General features: G+C 72.7%; 17 protein-coding genes. 6 read left to right on the top strand and 11 right to left on the bottom strand.

Features of this window, described 5'->3' with window-relative positions:
* Positions 1 to 188 precede the first annotated feature (188 nt).
* Positions 189 to 1,199, bottom strand: a complete 1,011-nt coding sequence (gene lipA / locus ACFPIJ_RS20620; RefSeq protein ID WP_380116771.1) for a lipoyl synthase — start codon at positions 1,197 to 1,199, stop codon at positions 189 to 191.
* Between the two features lie 25 nt (positions 1,200 to 1,224).
* On the opposite strand from lipA, the gene ACFPIJ_RS20615 reads away from it, so the two are divergent.
* Positions 1,225 to 1,797: a DUF6928 family protein gene (locus ACFPIJ_RS20615; RefSeq protein WP_380116770.1), complete on the top strand. Its 573-nt coding sequence runs from the start codon at positions 1,225 to 1,227 to the stop codon at positions 1,795 to 1,797.
* Here the strand turns inward: ACFPIJ_RS20615 and lipB are convergent.
* On the bottom strand, positions 1,781 to 2,413 hold the full coding sequence (gene lipB / locus ACFPIJ_RS20610; protein WP_380116769.1) for a lipoyl(octanoyl) transferase LipB: 633 nt from the start codon (positions 2,411 to 2,413) through the stop codon (positions 1,781 to 1,783). The two genes, ACFPIJ_RS20615 and lipB, sit on opposite strands and share 17 nt — an antisense overlap.
* Before the next feature lie 112 nt (positions 2,414 to 2,525).
* Here lipB and ACFPIJ_RS20605 point away from each other — a divergent pair, with 112 nt between their 5' ends.
* Entirely contained in the window at positions 2,526 to 3,746 is a 1,221-nt protein-coding gene (locus tag ACFPIJ_RS20605) for an extracellular catalytic domain type 1 short-chain-length polyhydroxyalkanoate depolymerase (RefSeq protein ID WP_380116768.1), read from the top strand.
* On the opposite strand, the gene ACFPIJ_RS20600 is transcribed toward ACFPIJ_RS20605, so the two are convergent.
* The 3 genes from ACFPIJ_RS20600 to lpdA form a co-directional block, all read right to left on the bottom strand.
* The gene (locus ACFPIJ_RS20600) at positions 3,719 to 4,618 is read right to left on the bottom strand and encodes a TIGR01777 family oxidoreductase (RefSeq protein WP_380116767.1); all 900 of its coding nucleotides are present in this window, start codon (positions 4,616 to 4,618) and stop codon (positions 3,719 to 3,721) included. The two genes, ACFPIJ_RS20605 and ACFPIJ_RS20600, sit on opposite strands and share 28 nt — an antisense overlap.
* Before the next feature lie 90 nt (positions 4,619 to 4,708).
* A complete protein-coding gene (sucB, locus tag ACFPIJ_RS20595; RefSeq protein ID WP_380116766.1) occupies positions 4,709 to 6,508 on the bottom strand; it encodes a 2-oxoglutarate dehydrogenase, E2 component, dihydrolipoamide succinyltransferase in 1,800 nt (599 codons plus the stop codon).
* A gap of 48 nt (positions 6,509 to 6,556) precedes the next feature.
* Positions 6,557 to 7,939 carry a dihydrolipoyl dehydrogenase gene (lpdA, locus tag ACFPIJ_RS20590; RefSeq protein WP_380116765.1) on the bottom strand — a complete coding sequence of 461 codons (1,383 nt, stop codon included), beginning with the start codon at positions 7,937 to 7,939 and terminating at the stop codon, positions 6,557 to 6,559.
* A gap of 159 nt (positions 7,940 to 8,098) precedes the next feature.
* On the opposite strand from lpdA, the gene ACFPIJ_RS20585 reads away from it, so the two are divergent.
* A complete protein-coding gene (locus ACFPIJ_RS20585; RefSeq protein WP_380116764.1) occupies positions 8,099 to 8,413 on the top strand; it encodes a hypothetical protein in 315 nt (104 codons plus the stop codon).
* On the opposite strand, the gene ACFPIJ_RS20580 is transcribed toward ACFPIJ_RS20585, so the two are convergent.
* The gene (locus ACFPIJ_RS20580) at positions 8,410 to 9,963 is read right to left on the bottom strand and encodes a leucyl aminopeptidase (RefSeq protein WP_380116763.1); all 1,554 of its coding nucleotides are present in this window, start codon (positions 9,961 to 9,963) and stop codon (positions 8,410 to 8,412) included. The two genes, ACFPIJ_RS20585 and ACFPIJ_RS20580, sit on opposite strands and share 4 nt — an antisense overlap.
* A gap of 117 nt (positions 9,964 to 10,080) precedes the next feature.
* On the opposite strand from ACFPIJ_RS20580, the gene gcvT reads away from it, so the two are divergent.
* Complete coding sequence (gene gcvT, locus ACFPIJ_RS20575; protein WP_380116762.1) at positions 10,081 to 11,178, top strand: glycine cleavage system aminomethyltransferase GcvT; 1,098 nt, start codon at positions 10,081 to 10,083, stop codon at positions 11,176 to 11,178.
* Positions 11,179 to 11,246: 68 nt separating this feature from the next.
* Here the strand turns inward: gcvT and cobS are convergent, their stop codons facing one another.
* Together cobS and ACFPIJ_RS20565 are read right to left on the bottom strand one after the other, a co-directional pair.
* A complete protein-coding gene (cobS, locus tag ACFPIJ_RS20570) occupies positions 11,247 to 11,993 on the bottom strand; it encodes an adenosylcobinamide-GDP ribazoletransferase (RefSeq protein ID WP_380116761.1) in 747 nt (248 codons plus the stop codon).
* Entirely contained in the window at positions 11,981 to 13,744 is a 1,764-nt protein-coding gene (locus ACFPIJ_RS20565; protein ID WP_380116760.1) for a bifunctional adenosylcobinamide kinase/adenosylcobinamide-phosphate guanylyltransferase, read from the bottom strand. Before ACFPIJ_RS20565 ends, cobS begins: the two co-directional genes overlap by 13 nt.
* 106 nt (positions 13,745 to 13,850) lie before the next feature.
* On the opposite strand from ACFPIJ_RS20565, the gene ACFPIJ_RS20560 reads away from it, so the two are divergent.
* Entirely contained in the window at positions 13,851 to 14,054 is a 204-nt protein-coding gene (locus tag ACFPIJ_RS20560; RefSeq protein ID WP_380116759.1) for a hypothetical protein, read from the top strand.
* Positions 14,055 to 14,059: 5 nt separating this feature from the next.
* Complete coding sequence (locus tag ACFPIJ_RS20555) at positions 14,060 to 14,848, top strand: site-2 protease family protein (RefSeq protein WP_380116758.1); 789 nt, start codon at positions 14,060 to 14,062, stop codon at positions 14,846 to 14,848.
* Between the two features lie 38 nt (positions 14,849 to 14,886).
* Here ACFPIJ_RS20555 and ACFPIJ_RS20550 read toward each other — a convergent pair whose 3' ends face one another.
* The 3 genes from ACFPIJ_RS20550 to ACFPIJ_RS20540 all read right to left on the bottom strand — a co-directional run bounded on the left by ACFPIJ_RS20550 (position 14,887) and on the right by ACFPIJ_RS20540 (position 19,841).
* Positions 14,887 to 15,885 carry an aldo/keto reductase family protein gene (locus ACFPIJ_RS20550; RefSeq protein ID WP_380116757.1) on the bottom strand — a complete coding sequence of 333 codons (999 nt, stop codon included), beginning with the start codon at positions 15,883 to 15,885 and terminating at the stop codon, positions 14,887 to 14,889.
* A gap of 10 nt (positions 15,886 to 15,895) precedes the next feature.
* The gene (locus tag ACFPIJ_RS20545; RefSeq protein WP_380116756.1) at positions 15,896 to 19,027 is read right to left on the bottom strand and encodes a WG repeat-containing protein; all 3,132 of its coding nucleotides are present in this window, start codon (positions 19,025 to 19,027) and stop codon (positions 15,896 to 15,898) included.
* 190 nt (positions 19,028 to 19,217) lie between these two features.
* A complete protein-coding gene (locus tag ACFPIJ_RS20540; protein ID WP_380116755.1) occupies positions 19,218 to 19,841 on the bottom strand; it encodes a DUF3043 domain-containing protein in 624 nt (207 codons plus the stop codon).
* Between the last annotated feature and the right edge of the window lie 2 nt (positions 19,842 to 19,843).

The raw sequence follows: 19,843 nt of genomic DNA, 5'->3' as shown, positions 1-19,843 counted from the left end.
CCTCCCACTCTAGTGGGAGGTCGTCACACCGCCGCCTTCGGCGTCGGCGCTGACCGATCCTGCGATGCCGGTGAGCGGCCCGAGCCGCTCCGCTGGCCGCTCACGCCGCCACCTCCGCTTGGCTCCGGCGTCGGCCTGAGTCAAGACTGCTCATCCAGGTTCGCGGCCCGAGCCGCTCCGCTGGCCGCTCACGCCTTCAGCGCCCGGCTCTCGAGGGCCTGACGGTAGAGCCGGCCGGCGCGGTAGGAGGAGCGCACCAGCGGCCCGCTCAGCACCCCGGCGAAGCCGATCTGCTCGGCCTCCTGCGCCAGCTCGACGAACTCCTCCGGCTTCACCCAGCGCTCCACCGGGTGGTGCCGCGGCGTCGGGCGCAGGTACTGCGTGACGGTCACCAGCTCGCAGCCCGCCTCGTGCAGGTCGCGCAGCGCCTGGGAGACCTCGGCGCGCTCCTCGCCCATGCCCAGGATCAGGTTGGACTTCGTGACCAGACCGGCCGTGCGGGCCTGGGTGATCACGTCGAGGGAACGGTCGTAGCGGAACGCGGGACGGATCCGCTTGAAGATCCGCGGCACCGTCTCCACGTTGTGCGCCAGGACCTCGGGCCGGGCCTCGAAGACCTCGGCGAGCAGCTTCGGCTCGCCGTTGAAGTCGGGGATGAGCAGCTCCACGCCGCAGCCGTCGACCAGGCCGTGGATCTGCCGGACGGTCTCCGCGTAGAGCCAGGCACCGCCGTCGGGCAGGTCGTCGCGGGCGACCCCGGTCACCGTCGCGTAGCGCAGGCCCATCGTCGCCACCGACTCGGCGACCCGGCGCGGCTCGTCGGCGTCGAACTCGGCCGGCTTGCCGGTGTCGATCTGGCAGAAGTCGCACCGCCGGGTGCACTGGTCGCCGCCGATGAGGAACGTCGCCTCGCGGTCTTCCCAGCACTCGTAGATGTTGGGACAGCCGGCCTCCTGGCACACCGTGTGGAGGCCCTCGCGTTGCACGAGTCCTCGCAGATGCGTGTATTCAGGCCCCATCTTCGCGGAGACCTTGATCCACGGTGGCTTGCGCTCAATCGGCGTCTCCGCGTTTCGCGCTTCGATGCGCAGCAGACGACGGCCTTCCGGAACAACGGCGGTCACACGGGAAAGCCTACGCCCGAGGCCTGCCCAGCCGCCGGGAACGCGATTGACGTCACGTCTGCGAGGTTTCCCCATCCCTGCACCTGGCAATGACGCAACCGTGGCGTTCAACGACACCTTGGTGGTCTGGTCCGACGGGAATCCCGTCGATGTCCTGCGGGCCTGTCCCGTGCTGGACAAGCCCGCCACCCGCGTGCTCGCCGGACGGCTCTTCCCGGGCGCGGCCGTGCAGGAGATCGGCGACGAACTGCTCGCCGACGCGCTCAACCCGGCGCAGCACGTGGTGTACGTCGGCTGCTTCACCGGCCTTGACCTGGTGTGCAGCTGGACCCTCACGCCGCAGCGGCCCTCCGAGCTCGACCCGGCGGTGCTCGCGGCGACCGGCCGCCGGCAGGTGCTGCTGCACGCCACGCACAGCGACGCCGAGTGGTGCGCCTTCGGCGTGTGGCGCGACGGCGCGCTGCTGCGGTCGCTGAGCGTCTGCGCCAACCCCGGCGTCCTGGAGGACCTCGGGGAGCGGCTGCCGTTCGAGACGGACGAGCGCCCGGCCGAGCTCGGCGACCGGGCGCTCCAGGCGTTGATCGGCTTCAGCCGCGCCGGGCGCGACCGCCTCGACGACGTCGACCCGGAGCTGATCCCGGTCGTCGCCTACCGGGTCAGTACAGCGTCTTGAGGTGCCGCTCGACCACGGGCAGGAGCTCCTCGACGGTCACGTCGCGGCCCAGCTCCACGGACAGTGACGTCACGCCCGCATCGCGGATCCCGCACGGGACGAAGATGTCGTAGCGGGACAGGTCACAGTCGGCGTTGATGGCGAACCCGTGCAGCGTCACACCGCGGGCGACCCGGATGCCGATCGCGGCGACCTTGCGGTCCGGTCCCCGCTCGTCGGCGGCGACCCACACCCCGCTGCGTCCCTCGACCCGCACCGTGGCCAGGCCGAACTCGGCGCACACGTCGATCAGGACCTGCTCCATGCGGCGCACGTAGGCCACCACGTCGATCGGCTCGGGCAGCTTGACGATGGGGTAGCCGACCAGCTGCCCCGGGCCGTGCCAGGTGATCTTGCCGCCGCGGTCGACGTCGACGACCGGGGTGCCGTCGAACGGCCGGTCGGCCGGTTCGGTCCGCTTGCCGGCGGTGTAGACGCTCGGGTGCTCCAGCAGCAGCACCGTGTCGGGTGCCGTGCCGTCCGCGACGGCCTCGTGGACCCGCCGCTGCTCAGCCAGGGCCGTCTCGTAGTCGACGAGACCGGCCCGTTTCACCTCAAAACCCAGAATGCTGGTCACGCCTCAGCCTAGCGCTCACGCAGCGCGGTCAAGAATGTGTGGACAAGGGACATAGTGGTGCGTGAAGCGTCACACCTAGCGTGGGCATCCCCCGAGAGGAAAGGGCACCGCCATGCCCCGTTGGTTGCGCTTCATCCTGCCCGCGATCGCCGTGCTCGCGACCGCCGTCGGCCTGACCGTCGTGTCCACGCCCGCCTATGCCGCGTCGCTGACCACCGTGTCCAGCTTCGGTTCGAACCCCGGCAACCTCACCATGTACAGCTACCGCCCGGACGGGCTGCCGGCCAACGCGCCGCTGGTCGTCGCCATGCACGGCTGCACCCAGAACGCGACCGACTACTTCACCAACGCGGGCTGGCGCAAGTACGCCGACCTGTGGCGCTTCGCCCTCGTCCTGCCGGAGCAGAAGTCCGCCAACAACAGCTCCAGCTGCTTCAACTGGTTCGAGACCGGCGACACGGCCCGCGGTGCCGGCGAGGCCCTGTCGGTGAAGCAGATGGTGGACTACGCCGCCACCAACTACCAGATCGACCGCAGCCGGGTGTACGTGACGGGCCTGTCCGCCGGTGCCGCCATGACCGCCGTGATGCTCGCCACCTATCCGGACGTGTTCGCCGGCGGCGCGATCATGGCGGGCCTGCCGTACCGCTGCGCGACCTCGACCACGAGCGCCTTCAGCTGCATGAACCCGGGCGTCGACAAGACCCCCGCGGCCTGGGGTGACCTGGTCCGCTCCGCGTACAGCGGCTACACCGGCACCCGGCCGCGGGTGTCGATCTGGCACGGCACGTCCGACACCACCGTCGCCCCGGCCAACGCGACCGAGCTGCGGGACCAGTGGACCAACGTGCTCGGCGTGTCCCAGACCCCGACCGCGACGTCGTCGCTGCCCGGCGGGACGTCCCTGGCGAACTACGGCGACAAGGTCAAGGTGTACCTGGTGTCGGGCATGACCCACGCCACACCGGTCGACCCGGGCTCCGCCACGGAACAGTGCGGCACCACGGGCACGTACTACAAGGACACCATCTGCTCGTCGTACTACCAGGCCCTGGACTGGGGCCTGAACGGCGGCGTGGTGACGCCCACCGGTTCCCCGACCGCGTCGCCGACCGCGTCCCCGACCGCGTCCCCGAGCCCGACGCCCACCGCCGGTCCGTGTGTCCGGGCGTCGAACTACGCGCACGTCACCGCCGGCCGGGCGCATCAGAGCGGCGGATACGTGTACGCGAACGGCTCCAACCAGGCGATGGGCCTCTACAACGTGTTCACCACGCACGGCCTGCAGCAGACCGGCGCGAACTATTACGTCGTGGCCGACACGGCCTGCTGAAGCGCCGCCTCGACGGTCCGGTGCGCGAACGGGAAACCTTCGCGCACCAGGACCCCGGGCAGCACCCGCTGGCTGGCCAGGGCCTCCCCGCCGAACTCGCCGACGGCCGCCTGCAACGCGAACCCCGGCACCGGCAGCAGGTTCGGCCGGTGCAGCACCTTCGCCAGGGCCGCGGAGAACTCGGCGTTGGTCACCGGCGCGGGCCCGGTCAGGTTCACCGGGCCGGCGATCTCACGGTCGAGCGTGAACGTGACGGCGTCCAGCCAGTCCGGCAGCGACATCCACGGCAGGTACTGCCGGCCGCTGCCCATCCGGCCGCCGGCGAACAGCTTGAACTGCAGGTACAGCGGCTTCAGCAGCCCGCCGTCCTTCGCCAGCGGGAAGCCGGTGCGCAGGAGCGCCACCCTCGTGCCGGCGTCCTCCGCGGGGTGGGTCGCGGCCTCCCACACCTTGCACAGGTCGGCGAGGAACCCCTCACCCGGGGGTGACTGCTCGTCGACGGACCGGTCGCCGGTGTCGCCGTAGAACCCCACCGCGGACGAGTTGAGCAGCACCCGGGGCTTTTCGTCGCCGGCCGCCGCGATGGCCCGGGCCAGGGTCGCCGTGGTGTCGACGCGGCTGGTCCGCAACGTCCGCTTGTACTGGGCGGTCCAGCGCCGGTCACCCACGCCGGCGCCGGCCAGGTTGATCACCGCGTCCTTGCCGGCCAGGGCGGTCGCGTCGAGCAGCCCGCCGGCCGGGTCCCAGCGCAGCTCACCCGGGTTGCGGGCGGGCCGGCGGACCAGCTGGGTGACGTGGTGCCCGGCGCCGCGCAGGTGCGGCACCAGCCGCCCGCCGAGAAACCCGGACGCGCCCGCGATGAGGATCTGCATGCGGTCATCTTGCCCAGTCGCCGGGCCGCTACCACAAATCGACGCAGAAAAGGGCGCCCCGAGGGGCGCCCCTTTCGGGTGATCCGGGTGTTACACGCCGAGGTCGGCCTCGAAGTTGCCGCCCTCGAGCCGCTCCTTGACCGTGGTGAGGAAGCGGGCGGCGTCGGCGCCGTCCACGATCCGGTGGTCGTAGGACAGCGCCAGGTAGACCATCGACCGCGGCGCGATGATCTCGCCGAGCTCCGGGTCGTTGACCACGACGGCCCGCTTGACGACCGCGCCGGTGCCGAGGATCGCCACCTGCGGCTGGTTGATGATCGGCGTGTCGAACAGCGCGCCCCGGCTGCCGGTGTTGGTCAGCGTGAACGTGCCGCCGGCGATGTCGTCCGGGTTGAGCTTGTTGGACCGGGTCCGCTCGGCCACGTCCGCGATCCGCTTCGCCAGGCCGCCGAGGTTGAGGTCGCCCGCGTTGCGGATGACCGGGACGATGAGCCCCTTCTCGGAGTCGACGGCCATGCCGAGGTGCTCGGCGTCGTGATACGTGACGGTGCCGGCCTCCAGGTCGATCGAGGAGTTCACCGACGGGTGCACCCGCAGCGCCTCGACCGCCGCGAGGGCGAAGAACGGCAGGAACGACAGCTTCACGCCGTGCGTGTCGAGGAACTGCTGCTTGGCCCGCGCCCGCAGCTTCGCCACCTTGGTGACGTCGACCTCGACGACCGTGGTCAGCTGCGCCGACACCTGCAGCGACTCGACCATGCGCCGGGCGATCAGCGCACGCATCCGGGTCAGCTTCTGCGTCTGGCCGCGCAGCGGGCTCGGCGCCGCCTTCGCCGCGGGCGCCGTCTCGGCCTTGGCCGGCGCGGCCGCCGCGGCCGGCTTCGCGGCCGCGGCCTCCTTGGCCTTGGCGGCCGCGTCGAGGACGTCCTGCTTGCGGATGCGGCCGCCGACACCGGTGCCGGTCAGCGACGACAGGTTGACCCCGTGCTCGGTGGCGAGCTTGCGCACCAGCGGCGTGACGTATCCCGCCTCGTCGCCCTCGACCTTGCCGTTGGCGCTGGTGCCGGGACCGGCGGCGACCGGAGCGGTGGCGGCCGGCTTGGCCTGCGCCGGCTGCGCGGGCGCCGGAGCGGCCGCCTGCGCCGGAGCCGCGGCCTGCTTCGGCTCGGGCTTGGGTTCCGGCTTGGGCTCGGGCTTGGGCTCAGCCTTCGGTTCGGGCTTGGGCGCGGCCTTCGGCTCGGCCGGTGCGGGCTGGGACGCGGCCGGCGCGGCACCGGCGGCGCCGATCACGGCCAGCTCGGCGCCGACCTCGACGGTCTCGTCCTCGGGGACCTTGATCTCCAGCAGCGTGCCGGCGACCGGCGACGGGATCTCCGTGTCGACCTTGTCGGTGGAGACCTCGAGGAGCGGCTCGTCGGCCTCGACGGCGTCGCCGACCTGCTTGAGCCAGCGGGTGACGGTGCCCTCGGTCACCGACTCGCCCAGCGCGGGCATCTTCAGCGACGTGGTCTCGCCCGAGGCCGCGGGGGCCTGCGCGGGCGCGGCGGGCGCCGGCGCTTCCACGGCGGGCTCCTCGGCGGCGGCGGCCGGCTCCTCAGCCGGCGCGGGCTCCTCGGCGGCGGGCGCCTCGGCCGGCGCGGCACCGGCGTCGCCGGCGTCGCCGATCACGGCCAGCTCGGCGCCGACCTCGGCGGTCTCGTCCTCCTGCACGACGATGCGCGTGAGCACGCCGGCCGCCGGGGACGGGATCTCCGTGTCGACCTTGTCGGTGGAGACCTCGAGCAACGGCTCGTCGGCCTCGACCTGGTCGCCCTCCTGCTTCAACCAGCGGGTGACGGTGCCCTCAGTGACGCTCTCGCCCAACCGGGGCATGGTGACCGATACCGGCATATGAACAGTCTCCTCGAACAGTGCTTGTGGCGGTCGGGTCCCAGATGATCAGTGGACGTGCAGCGGCTTGCCGGCGAGCGCCAGGAACGCCTCACCGATCGCCTCGTTCTGCGTGGGGTGCATGTGCACGAGCGGGGCGACGTCACCAGGGAACGCCTCCCAGTTGTAGATCAACTGTCCCTCGCCGATCAGCTCGCTCACGCGCGCGCCCACCATGTGGACGCCGACGACCGGGCCGTCCTTGACCCGCACCAGCTTCACGAAACCGGCGGTCTTCAGGATCTGGCTCTTGCCGTTGCCGGACAGGTCGTACTGCAGCGTCTCGATCTTGTCGCCGTGCAGCTCGCGGGCCTTCGACTCGTTGAGCCCCACGGAGGCGATCTCAGGCTCGGAATACGTCACGCGCGGGATGCCGGCCTCGTCGATCACCTGCGGGTGCTGCCCGGCGATCTCCTCGGCGACGAAGATGCCCTGCTGGAAGCCGCGGTGCGCGAGCTGCACGCCCGGCACGATGTCGCCGACCGCGTAGACCCCGGGGACGCTGGTGCGCAGGCGCTCGTCGGTGATGACGAAGCCGCGCTCCATCTTCACGCCCAGCTCCTCGTAACCGAGGCCGGCGGTCGTCGGGCCGCGGCCGACCGCGACGAGCAGCAGCTCCGCCTCGATCGTGTCGCCGCCCTGGATCGTCACCGTGACACCGGCGCCGGTGCGCTCGACCTTCTCGAACGGCTTGCCGACCTTGAACTTGATGCCGCGCTTGCGGAACGCCCGCTCCAGGGCCTTGGAGCTCGCCTCGTCCTCGACCGCGACAAGTCGCGGGAGGGCCTCGACGATCGTCACGTCGACCCCGAACGACTTCCACGCGCTGGCGAACTCGCAGCCGATGACGCCGCCGCCGAGGACCACCGCGGACGTGGGCACGTGGTCCAGTGCCAGGGCGTGCTCGCTGGTGATCACCCGCTCGCCGTCGACCTCCAGGCCGGGCAGGGACTTGCTGTAGGAGCCCGTCGCCAGGATGACGTTCTTGCCCTTGTACCGCGTGCCGGACACCTCGACCGTGTCGGCGGCGACGAGCTTGCCCTCGCCCTCGATCAGCGTCACCTTGCGGGCCTTCGCCAGCCCCTGCAGCCCCTTGTAGAGCTTGCTGATGACGCCGTCCTTGTAGGCGTTGACCGCCTTCATGTCGACGCCGTTGAACGTCGCCTGGACGCCGAACTGCTCCGCCTCGCGGGCCGCGTCGGCGACCTCACCGGCGTGCAGCAGCGCCTTGGTCGGGATGCAGCCGCGGTGCAGGCAGGTGCCGCCGAGCTTGTCCTTCTCGACCAGGCCGACGGACAGCCCGAGCTGCGCCGCGCGGAACGCTGCCGCGTAGCCGCCGCTGCCGCCGCCCAGGATCAGGACGTCGAAGGAGTTGGCGTGTGGGTCGCTCACGAATTCTCCCAGGTGATGCACGGACCTGTTGGGCCCGTGATGGCATGACGATCCTTGGCCATCTTGTCACCACCGCTGTCCGCCTGCGACGGTAGGTGCCCCGACGTCGTACGCTGAGCGCCCCCGCGCCGGGGATCGTCACGGGGAGGGAAACGGATCGTGGCCTGGTTCCGCCGCCGCAAGCCCGCCGCAGGTGGGCGCACCGCCAGCCGTGACGACCTGCGGCATCTGGAGGAGTTCGTCCGGTCCCGGCGGGGCGTGGAGGGGTTCATCGAGCCCCGCACCACAGTGACAGAAACGACACTGTTGTTGATCGCACACGACGGCGAGTGGACCCGCCGCCGCGTGGACGACCCACAGGTGGCCCGGCAGTTCGCGCACAAGCTCAGCATGCCGATCTACGACGTGGCCCTGGTCGGGTACCCGCAGCGGATGCGCGACTACAACGCCCGCAACAAGAGCAACGGGGCCTAACGCTCCTCGGCGATCTCCTCGACCAGGCTGATCAGGGTGCGCACCGGCACGCCGGTGCCGCCCTTGGCCCAGTAGCCGAACGCGTCGCCGGAGTGGTAGCTCGGGCCGGCGATGTCGATGTGCGCCCACTGGACGCCCTCGGTCACGAACTCGGACAGGAACACACCGCCCTGCAGCATGTGCCCGGCCCGGTCCATGCCCGCGTTGACCTGCGAGATGTCGGCCACATCGGAGTCCATGCCCTTGCGCACGTCCTCCGGCAGCGGCATCGGCCACGCCGGCTCACCGGCCCGGTCGCCGGCGTCGCGGACCCGGTCGCACAGCTCCGGCGTGCCCATCACCCCGGCGATGCGCTTGCCGAGCGCGATGACCTGGCCGCCGGTCAGCGTGGACACCTCGAACAGATAGTCCGGCTCGTCCTCGCAGGCCCGCGCGATCGCGTCGCCGAGGATCATCCGGCCCTCGGCGTCGGTGTTGAGCACCTCGACCTTGTGCCCGTTGTACATCGTCACGACGTCACCAGGCCGGTACGCGCTGCCGGAGGCCATGTTCTCGGCCATCGGCGCGTACGCCACCACCGCGACCTTCGGCTTCAGCGCCGCGATCGCGATCATCGTCGACACGACCGCCGCCGCACCCGACATGTCGGACTTCATCTCCCACATGCCCTGCGCCGGCTTGATCGACACGCCACCGGTGTCGAACGTGATGCCCTTGCCGACCAGCGCCACCCGGCGGGTCGCGCCCGCCGGCTCGTACGCGATGCGCACCATCCGCGGCGCCGCCGCCGAGCCCAGGCCGACCGCGAGGATGCCGCCATACCCCTGCTTGGCCAGGGCCTTCTCGTCCAGCACGCTGACGTCCAGCTGCGCGGCCCGCGCGGCCTCGGCGGCCTGCGCGGCGAACTGCGGCGGCCGCAGCTCGTTGGGGGCGGTGTTGATCCAGTCACGGGTGCGGGTCACCGCCGCGGTGACGGTCCCGGAGCGCTTCACCGCCGCCTTGGCGGGACGGGCCGCCGCGTCCGGCACGTGCAGCGCCACCCGGCGGACCGGGTCCGGCCGGGTGCCCTTCGTCTTGTACCCGGTGAAGCGGTACGCCCCCAGGACCGCACCCTCCGCCACGGCCCGCACGCCGGCGGTCAGCTCCTCGTCGGTGGGCGTGTCCCGGTCCGACAGCGGCAGCACCAGGGCCACGGACGCCGACCCGGCCAGGGCCCGCGTCGCGGCACCGGCGGCCCGCCGCAGCGTCTCCGCCGCCGGCGCGGCACCGGCCGGCTCCGGCCCGAGCCCGACGGCCACCACCAGCGGCGCCGTCACGGCACCGAACGCGGCGACCTTCGTCACCTCGCCGACCGCCCCGGTCGCGCCGAGCACCCGTAACGTCTCGGCCAGCCCGCCACCCGGCCGGTCGCTGAACGCCGCCGCCACGCTCTCCGCGCCGGAGGCGAGCAGCAGCTTGGTGTCACCGCCGTCGTGCGCGTAGACACCGACGACGACGGCGTCGACGGTGAGCTCGGCGGGGTCGGTGTCGACCAGGTTCAGGGCGGTCACTCGGGCTCCACATCACTGGTGGTGTTCTGCGTCAGCGTTCACTGCGGCTGCACCGCACCTTCAGCATGCCGCCGATTCGGGTGCTGGACACGATAACCAACGCGATAGGTTGCGGGCATGACGCAACCCTTGCGGCACCCCGCGTTGTATCACCGTCATGCGGCGCTCGGTGCCAAGTTCGCGGCGTTCGGTGGCTGGGACATGCCGCTGGAATACGCCGGCGGCGGCGTGCTCAAGGAGCATACGGCCGTCCGCGAGGACGCCGGCGTGTTCGACGTGTCGCACCTGGGCAAGGCCCGTGTGCGCGGCCGCGGCGCGGCCGACTTCGTCAACCGCTGCCTCAGCAACGATCTCAATCGTATCGCCGCAGGTCAGGCGCAGTACACCTTGTGCCTCGACGAGAACGGTGGCGTGGTGGACGACCTCATCGCGTATCGGTTCGGCGACGACGACGTCTTCCTCATCCCCAACGCGGCCAACACGGCCGAGGTCGTGCGGCGCCTCGTCGCGGCGGCCCCGACCGGCATCAGCGTGGTCGACCAGCACGAGCTGTTCGCCGTCCTCGCCGTGCAGGGCCCGCGCGCTGCGGCACTGCTCGACGGCATCGGCCTGCCGACCGACCACGACTACATGAGCTTCACCGTGTCCGCGTTCCAGGGCACCGATGTGGTGGTGTGCCGCACCGGGTACACCGGCGAGCACGGCTACGAACTGGTGGTGCCGTCGCACGACGCGCACACCCTCTGGGACGCCGTCGTCGCCGCCGGCGCCCGCCCGTGCGGCCTGGCCGCCCGTGACACGCTGCGCACCGAGATGGGGTACCCGCTGCACGGCCAGGACCTGTCGCCGCAGATCAGCCCCGTCCAGGCCCGCTCCGGCTGGGCCGTCGGGTGGGGCAAGGAACAGTTCTGGGGCCGCGACGCGCTCCTGGCCGAGAAGGCCGCCGGCCCGCGCCGCCTGCTCTGGGGCGTCGAGGCCCTGGACCGGGGCATCCCGCGGGCCCACATGACGGTCCTGCCGGCCGAGGGCGACACCCCCATCGGTGAGGTGACCAGCGGCACCTTCTCCCCGACCCGCAAGGTGGGCATCGGGCTCGCGTTGATCGACACCGCGGCGGGCGTGTCCGAGGGCGACGAGGTCGCGCTGGACGTGCGCGGCCGGCGCTCGAAGGTCCGCGTGGTGAAGCCCCCGTTCGTGCCGTCCAACGTGCGCTGACGCCGCACCGCCCGTGATCCGGAAGACCTTGTGCTGCTCTGGGTGCACGAAGTCTTCCGGATCACGTGTCAGGGGCCTGTGGCGAGGACCAGCCAGGCGGTCATCGTCGCGAGCTCGACCGCGGCGCCGATCACGTCGCCGGTGACGCCGCCCAGGCGGCGCCGGGCGTGGCGGGTCAGGGTCCAGGCCACACCGGCCGCCAGGAGCACGGCGAGCGGGCCCCGGACGGGGTCGGCGAGGACGGCGGCCGCCGCGACCAGCAGCGTGATTCCGGTCACCACGGTGCGGGGGAGGGTCTCCGCGACGAGCGCGCCGAGCCCCTCGGGGCGGGCGGCGGGCAGGCCGGCCCGGCAGGCAACGGTCGCGCCGAGCCGTCCGGCGGCCGCGCCCGCCGCGACCAGGGCCAGCGCCGACGGCCACGGGCGGGAGAAGATGCTGGTCAGGGCGCTGGTGTCGAGCAGCAGGACAGCGGCGATCGCGACCACGCCGAACGGCCCGATGTCCGACTTCTTCATGATTTCGAGCGCTTTGTCGGCGCCCTGGTAGGAGCCGAGGCCGTCCGCGGTGTCGGCCAGGCCGTCGAGGTGCAGCGCCCGGGTGCACAGGGCGAACAGCGCCACCGTCGCCGCCGCGGTCATCAGGGGCGAGCCGCCGGCGCCGCGGAGGCCGAGCGCCGCGACGGCCAGTACCCCTCCCAGCAGAAGACCGACCACAGGAGCCCAGGCCATGGCCGCCCGCGCCGTCTGCCGGTCGACCCGGGACACGCCCAGCGGGGCGACCGTGAAGAGGGTCAGGGCGAGTCTCAGTCCTCCCACGACGGTTTCACGTAGGGCATCTCGGCGGTGGGGGAGTCCGCGACGACCCGCTGGATCTCCGCCTCGATCCGCTCCTGCTCGGACAGCCCGTCGGCGGGTTCGGTGACCGGCTCACGCGGCGGGGTCGCCGCGGCCAGGGTGAGGGCGGTGTTGACCAGCGGCAGCGCCACAAGGGACGTGCCGCCCTCGCCGAGGCCCAGCTTGAGCTGCAGGAACGGGGTGACCCCGAGCACATCGGCGCCGAGCTTCACGGTCGGGTTGTCGCCGTGGTCGGCCATCAGGAGCCAGTGGCGGGTCTGCGCGCCGTAGTCGCGGGCGACCAGGCCCGCGGCGATGCCGACCGGGCCGTCGACCATGACCGGCAGCCGCCGGGACGCGGCGCCGAGCAGGATGCCGGTCGCGACCGCGATGTCGCCGCCGCCGAGCATCGACAGCACCGTGTGCGGCTCGCGGCTGCGGGCCCGGATGCGGTGCCGGGCGTCGCGGATCGCGCCGACCTTGCGGATCCAGGCGGCGTCGTCGACGAACCCGGACGCGTCGACGACCCGGCCGAGCAGCGCGGCCGGCTCGCCGCCGGTGAGCACCGCCACGATCGCCGCGGCGGCCGCGTCGGAGCCGGCCCCGCAGGCGGCCAGGACCAGCAGGTCGACGCCCTCGTTCGCGGCGGCGTCGGCGAGGCGCCAGCCGAGGGTGAGCGCCGCGTCGACGCTGCCGTCGTCCAGCGCGTCGTGCAGCTCCGCCGGGCCCGCCTCGGGGCAGTCGATCGCCTGCACGCTGGCGCCGGCGGTCGCGGCGAGCATCGCCAGGCTGCCGGTGCCCTCCACGACGTCCTCGAGCCGCTGGTCGGCGGCGGCGGCCGAGTCACCGGCGGCGAACGCGCCGGTCCGGTCGCCGCGCAGCACGAGGACCCGCGGCTGCTGCCACGGGCGCGGGTCGGGCCGGCCCTGGGTGCCGCCGGCGAAGCGGACGACGGGGACGAGGCCGCCCAGGCCGGCGCCGTTGAGCCGCAGGGTGAGCAGGCGCTCGGCGGCCTCGGCCGCGGTCGACTCGTCGGGCAGCGGCAGCTCCATGCCCGGCTGGAACGACAGGGTCTCGCCGCTGTCGGCGGTCGACAGGACCGCGCCCGCGACCGCGCCGCTGAACACGAACGGCGTCGTGTCCCGCGGCCGCTCCACGGTGCGCCCGCCCGCGTGGTTGACGGCGTCGCCGCCGCGCAGCCAGGTGACCTCGCCGGCGACGACCATGGCGACCCCGTCGCTGGCCGCCGCGACCCGCTGGTTGAGCAGCCCGTTGGCGTCGGCGAAGGTGCGACCCGCCTGGGTCGACGGCAGGACCGCGAGGCCGACCTCCGGCGCGACCATGACCACCAGCGCGGCCGGGCAGGCCCGCACCGCGTCGCCGAGGGCGTTGATGCGGCCGTCCAGCGCGTGCGGGTCGGACCAGTCGCCGGTCGAGTCGAACAGCGCGGTGAGCCACCCGCCGAGGTCGTCGACGAGCAGCACGTCCTCGGGTTTCGCGCCGTGCAGCAGGTCGGCGAGGCGCTCCGGGTCGGTGCCGATCTCCTCGGTGCTCCATCCGCCGGGTCGCCGCTCGCGATGCCTGGCCAGCCGCGCCGACCACGCCTCGTCGGTCAGACCGCCGGGCAGTTCGGGCGCGGTCGCGACATAGCGCACCCGCTCCGCGTCCGCGACGAGCGACTCCGCCACTTCCGACTTCCCGGACCGGATTCCACCGAGCACCAGCAACCGCATGCCCCGTACTTTATGGCCAGCCGCTCACTTTCCGGTGGGCGGCATCGGCACATCGCCGCCAGCCCGATACGCTCGAAACTACCTACCTGGGACGGGAGCGTGACTGATGGCGTGGACATGGCAGTTCGAAGACGCTGAGAGCCGGGCGGTCGACGGCCCGAACGAGGCGTTTTCCAGCCAGTCCGACGCGGAGTCCTGGCTCGGCCAGAGCTGGCGTGAGCTGGTCGCCAAGGGCGCGACCACGGCGATCCTGGCCGAGGACGAACGCACGGAATACAAGATGAGCCTGCTGCCGGCGGCGGGGGGCTGACGGTCATGTCGTTCGGCCGGTCGCCGGGGCGTGTCGCGGGCCTGCCCCGCGAGGCGTTCCGGCCGAGCCCGATCTTCCTCGGGATTCTCGCGCTGTTCGGCGTCTCCGGATGGATGACGTGGACCGGCTTCGGCAACGTCCGGATCGACGTGTTCCTGTTCGTCGTGGCCGGCTGGGTCGTCTCGCTGTGCCTGCACGAGTATGCGCACGCCCTCGTCGCGTACAAGGGCGGCGACCACGACGTGGCGCACCGCGGCTACCTGACGCTCGACCCGGTCAAGTACACGCACCCGCTGCTGTCGTTCGTGCTGCCGGTGGTGTTCCTGATGATGGGCGGCATCGGCCTGCCCGGCGGTGCGGTGTGGGTCAACCACTCGGTGATCCGCAGCCGGGCCGTGGACAGCCTGATCAGTTTCGCCGGCCCGGCCACCAACCTGGTCTTCGCGGTGGCGCTGGTCCTGCCGTTCACGCTCGGCCTCGACGGCGGGAACTCCGCCTTCTGGGCGGCGCTGGCGTTCCTCGCGTTCCTGCAGCTGACCGCGAGCATCCTCAACTTCCTGCCGGTGCCGGGCATCGACGGCGGCAACCTGCTGTTCCCGTGGCTCAGCCCGCAGTGGCAGCGCGGCTTCAACCACGTCGCGCCCTACGGGATGCTGCTGCTCATCGCGCTGCTGTTCTTTTCACCGGTCATCAACGGATGGTTCTTCGACGTCGTGTATTCGTTGGGCGACGTGATCGGCCTGCCGTCCTACCTGGTCTCCGACGGCTACCAGCTGTTCCGCTTCTGGTCGTGATCGAGGGGGCTCCCCGCGGAGCCCCCTCGAACCAGCGATCAGGGACGCTTGGCGGGGCTCTGCGTCCGGTCCGGGTCGCGCTCGACGACCGGGTCGAGGATCTCGTCGATCCGCTTCAGCAGCTCCGCGTCCAGCTTCACGCCCGCCGCCTTCACGTTGTCCTGCAGCTGCTCCGGCCGGGTCGCCCCGACGATCGCCGAGGACACGTTCGGGTTCTGCAGCACCCACGCCACACCCAGCTGGGCCATGGTCAGCCCGGCCTGCTCGGCGAGAGGCTTGAGCTGCTGCACCGCGGTGAGGACCTCGTCGCGGAGCAGACCGGAGATGAACCCGGCACCCGACTTCTCATCGGTCGCCCGGGACCCCGCCGGCGGCGGCTGGCCCGGCAGGTACTTGCCGGTGAGGACGCCCTGCGCGAGCGGCGACCACACGATCTGCCCGATCCCGAGCTCCTCGGACGTCGGCACGACCTCGGCCTCGATGACCCGGTACAGCGCCGAGTACTGCGGCTGGTTCGACACCAGCTGGATGCGGAGCTCCCGGGCCAGCTCGAACGCGGCGCGGATCTGCTCCGCCCGCCACTCCGAGACGCCGATGTAGTGCGCCTTCCCGCTGTGCACCACGTCCGCGAAGGCCTGCATGGTCTCTTCGAGCGGCGTCTCGTAGTCGTAGCGGTGCGCCTGGTACAGGTCGACGTAATCGGTCTGCAGACGGCGCAGCGAGCCGTTGATCGACTCGGCGATGTGCTTGCGGGACAGGCCCCGGTCGTTGCGGCCCGGCCCGGTCGGCCAGTAGACCTTGGTGAAGATCTCCAGGCCCTCGCGGCGCTGACCCTTCAGCGCCTCGCCGAGCACGACCTCCGCCCGGGTGCCGGCGTAGACGTCGGCGGTGTCGAACGTGGTGATGCCGAGGTCGAGGGCGGCGTGGACGCAGGCGGTCGCCTGGTCCGCCTCGACCTGTGAGCCGTGGGTGATCCAGTTGCCGTACGAGATCTCGCTGACGAGCATCCCGGACCGGCCGAGGTGACGAAACTCCATGACTTACTGCTTACATGACGGGGCGCGTATCGGCGAGCAGACGGTCGATCTCGTCCGTCACCCCGGTGCGGCTCGGGAACGTGGCCTCGATCACCGTCCGGCCGCGCCGGTCCAGGGCACCCCAGCGCTGCGCGTCGTCCGCGTACAGGAACGCGACCGGGTGGATCATCAGCGTGTGGTGCACCGGCGGCACCAGGACCCGCCCGGAGCGGTCCACGACCCCCTTGCGACCGTCGAGGGACACCACGGCGAGACCTTCGTCACTGAAACCGTCGATGTACCGCCCGTCGAGCAGCGCGGTGGCGAACCCGTCGTACTGGAACGACACGACGACCCGGCCGACGCTGTCGACGGCGCCCCAGTGCTCGCCGCGCCGCACCGCCGCGACCCCCCGCCGGAACGGCCGGACGTCGTCGAACCCGGTCGAGATCAGCACCGCGTTGGTCTTGTCGATCGCGATCCACCGGTTGGTGCCGTCCCGCGACACCCAGGCCACGCCGTCGGAGAAGCTCCCGACGCCCAGGTAGCCGACGGCGGGCTCGATCAGCACCTTGCCGGTGTCGTCGATGAGCTCCCAGTTCTGCGACCCCTGCCGCTGCACCCACGCCACCCCGTCCCGGAACGGCTGGACGTCCAGGTATCCGGGGCCGATGCAGAAGTTGCCGTCCGGCTCGATGTACCCCCAGCGCTGGGTCTGCTCGTCGAACGCGGGCGCCGGCGACTTGCGGATCTGCAGGATCTCGTCGCGGCTGCGCGGGTACGGCCCCCAGCCCTTCTCCGCGACCCGCCGGAACACGGCGTCCAGCGCCAGCTCCGTCTGCGCGATGAGCTCCGGGTCCTCCTCCTTGCGCAGGTCAAGGGCCCGTTCGAAGTGGTTGCACGCCTCCATGTAGCGGCCCTGGTCGTAGGCGCACTTGCCGGCGTGCTGGTGCATGGTGGCGCGCAGCCGGTCCGGCAGCTCGCTGCTGTTGGCGAGCGTGAACAGCCGGTCGGCCTCGTCGAACTCCTCCCGCCACTGCAGCACGTGCGCGAGCCGGGCCTGCGCGATCGCGATGCGGCGCAGCTCCCCGGTCGCCTCGGCGTGCGCGAGGGCGAGCTTGCCGTCGGCGAACGCCTTCGGCATGTCGTTGAGGATCCGTGACACCACCGCGCGCAGGCTCAGCAGCCGCGCCCGGGTCGGGTTGTCGGCGACGCCGTTGAGCTTCGCGGTCAGCAGGTCCCGGATCTCGGTGAGCTCCTGGACCTCGTCGCCCTCGATCTGCTCGCGCAGCGTGTCCGGGTCGAAGCGCCACACGTAGCCGGCGAGGACCTGCTCCGGGTCCGGCCCGGCGGCGTCCTCGGCCTTCGCCTCGGGTCGCGGCGCCGGCGAGGTCGGCAGCAGCGCCGCCAGCTCGGCCGGGAAGCCTTCCGCGCCCGGCCGCACGATCGGCAGGTAGCCCGTGGCCTGCAACCCGTCGACGCCGGCACCGGTCAGCGGCGCCGAACGGTAGGCGTCCATCGCCGACTGCTGCACCGCTGCGGACCCTTCGGTTTCTGGTTGCTGTTCGGGTACGTCCACTGCCTGCTCGCCCGGTTCGCCGCCGTCGGCGGCCCCGAACGCGTTGAACGGCAGGTCCGGCGTGCTGAGGGGCGGCGCGCTCATCGGCGCCACCGTCACGGCCGGCGGTTCGGCGGCGGGCAGCGGCTCCGGCGCCACCGGCACTGGCGCCGTGGCGGCCGGCTGCTGCGGCGCCGCGGAGACCGGCACCGCCGAGACGGGCGCCGCGGACACCGGCGCCGCCGAGACGGGGACCGACGACACGGGCGCGGCCGAGACCGGCCGGTTGCCGGGGTCGGCGTTCCAGCCCGGCCCAGGGGCCGCGGACACGGGCCGGTTGCCCGGGTCGCCGGTCCAGCCGGGGCCGGGGGCGGCGGACACCGGCCGGTCGGTGAGGTCGTCCTGCCATCCGTGGCCGGGCGCGGGGGACTGCGGCGCGGCCGAGACCGGCGCGGACGACACGGGCGCCGAGGAGACCGGCCGGTCGTCAGCCACCTGGTCGTCGCGGACCGGCGCCCCGTATGTCCGCGGCGCCGGAGCACCCTGCGGCGGGGCACCGTACGTGCGGCCCTGCGGCGGCGCACCGTGTTGGGCGGGCGCGCCGTAGACCGTGGCGCGGCCCTGCCCGCCGTAGGTCGTCCCGGCCGGCGGTGCGCTCATCGGCGCGTCCACCGGCGGCGGCGCGCCGTAGACGGTGGCCCGGCCGGTGGTGCCGGGCGGGGCGGCGGCCGGTGGGGTCGCGCCGGCGGCGCCGCGGCGCACCCGGGGGACCTCGTCCGTCGGCTCGTCCAGCGCCGGGTTGCGCGGGCGGCCGTGCCCCTGCTGCGGCCGGCCGTACCCGGGCGGCGGCCCGCCGCGCCGGTCGTCGTATCCGCGCGGCTCGTCATAGCCCCGCCGGTCGTCGTAGCCGCGTCGCTCGTCGTAGCCGCGTGGCTCGTCGTAGCCCCGCCGGTCGTCGCGGCCGCGCCCGTCGTAGCCGCGGCCGTCGTCCCGCCGCCCGTCGTCGTAGGGGGCCTCGTAGCCGCGGCGGTCGTCGTACCCCTGCTGCGGGTGCCTGCCGGGTCCCGGATGCCCCTGCTGCGGGTGCTGAGGTCCCTGGTAGCCACCCTGCTGCGGGCGGCCCTGCTGCGGGGCCGGTCCCGGATGCCCGGGATGCTGCTGCGGGTAGCCGCCCTGCTGCGGCTGCCCCTGCGGCCACCGCTGTTGCGGCGCGCCGTGCGGCCGGCCGCGCTCGTCGCCGTGCCCGCGCGGGTCTGCGGCACGAGGATCGCCGGCACGGTGGTCCGCGCCGCGGGGGTCGGCCCGGCGGGGATCGCCGGCGAACCGGGGATCCGCGAGTCGCGGGTCGCCCTGCCGGGGGTCGCTCAGGCGCGGGTCGCCCTGCTGGCGGGGGTCACTGTGCTGCCGGCCCGGCGGGCGGCGGCCGGAGTCGTCGCCCCACGGCTCGGCGCCCTGCTGGTCGGAGCGGTGTTCGGGGCCGCCGCGGCCCGGCGGGGTCTGCTCGTCACGTCGCTGCTCCGGCACCCTGGTCCACGGCATGGTCGGCACGGCCGCCCAGGTGGGCGCGGCGGTTCCCGGCTCTTCCCCCGGGTACTCGTCGCTCACAGCTTCGCTCTCCTCGCCCCGATCCGGCACCAATCATGCACCGGCGCACGCCACGCGCCTACCCGGTGAAATCGTGGTCCGGTCGCGAAGGGAGGGTACGGCTTGGGAGCCGTCCAACGCCACCGTCGGGCGGGCCGCCGCCGCCGAATCGTTGTCGCCCGGCAAGCCGGATCTGGTCGCCGTCCGGCCGTCAGACCGTGGCGCCGACCTTCACCTGCGGTTTCGGGTTGCGGATGAAGCGGAACGAGATGGCACGCATGATCGCGTAGAAGTACAGCCGGCCGAGCTTCTCGGTGGAGGCGGGGAAGCGCTCCTTGACGAGCCGCTTGATCGTCCGCGAGATCAGGAAACTGTCGATCGCGGTCGCGACGGCCATGACGCCGAAGAGGGCGTTGGCGGCGAAGTAGATGCTCGGGTTCAGGTTGCGGTTGAAGCCCACCAGCATCACCAGGAACGTGGTGCCGAAGAAGAAGGTGCCGATGGTGCGCCGCGAGTCGACGATGTCGCGCACGAGCCTGCGCTCGGGGCCCTTGTCGCGGGGGAGCAGGTAGCGCTCCTCGCCGTTGGCCATGCCCTCGCGAGCCTCGAGCCGCTCGGCGCGCTGCCGCTCCCGCATCTTCTTGGCGGCCTCGCGGCGGTTCGCCGCGGGCGGCTCGGCGACCCGACGGCCGGCCACGACCCGCTTCGGCGTGGTCTTGCCCAGGTCGCGCTTGCTCAGGGTCTGGCGCCTACCGGACGCGCCCTCGGACTCCGCGGGCTCGGGGGTGGCGGCCACGGCGGGCTCGGCTGACTTACGGGAGAACAACGACGGCACGC

It is taken from the genome of Dactylosporangium cerinum (assembly GCF_042653625.1).
Classification (GTDB): domain Bacteria; phylum Actinomycetota; class Actinomycetes; order Mycobacteriales; family Micromonosporaceae; genus Dactylosporangium; species Dactylosporangium cerinum.
This window is presented reverse-complemented; position numbering and strand designations above follow the sequence as displayed.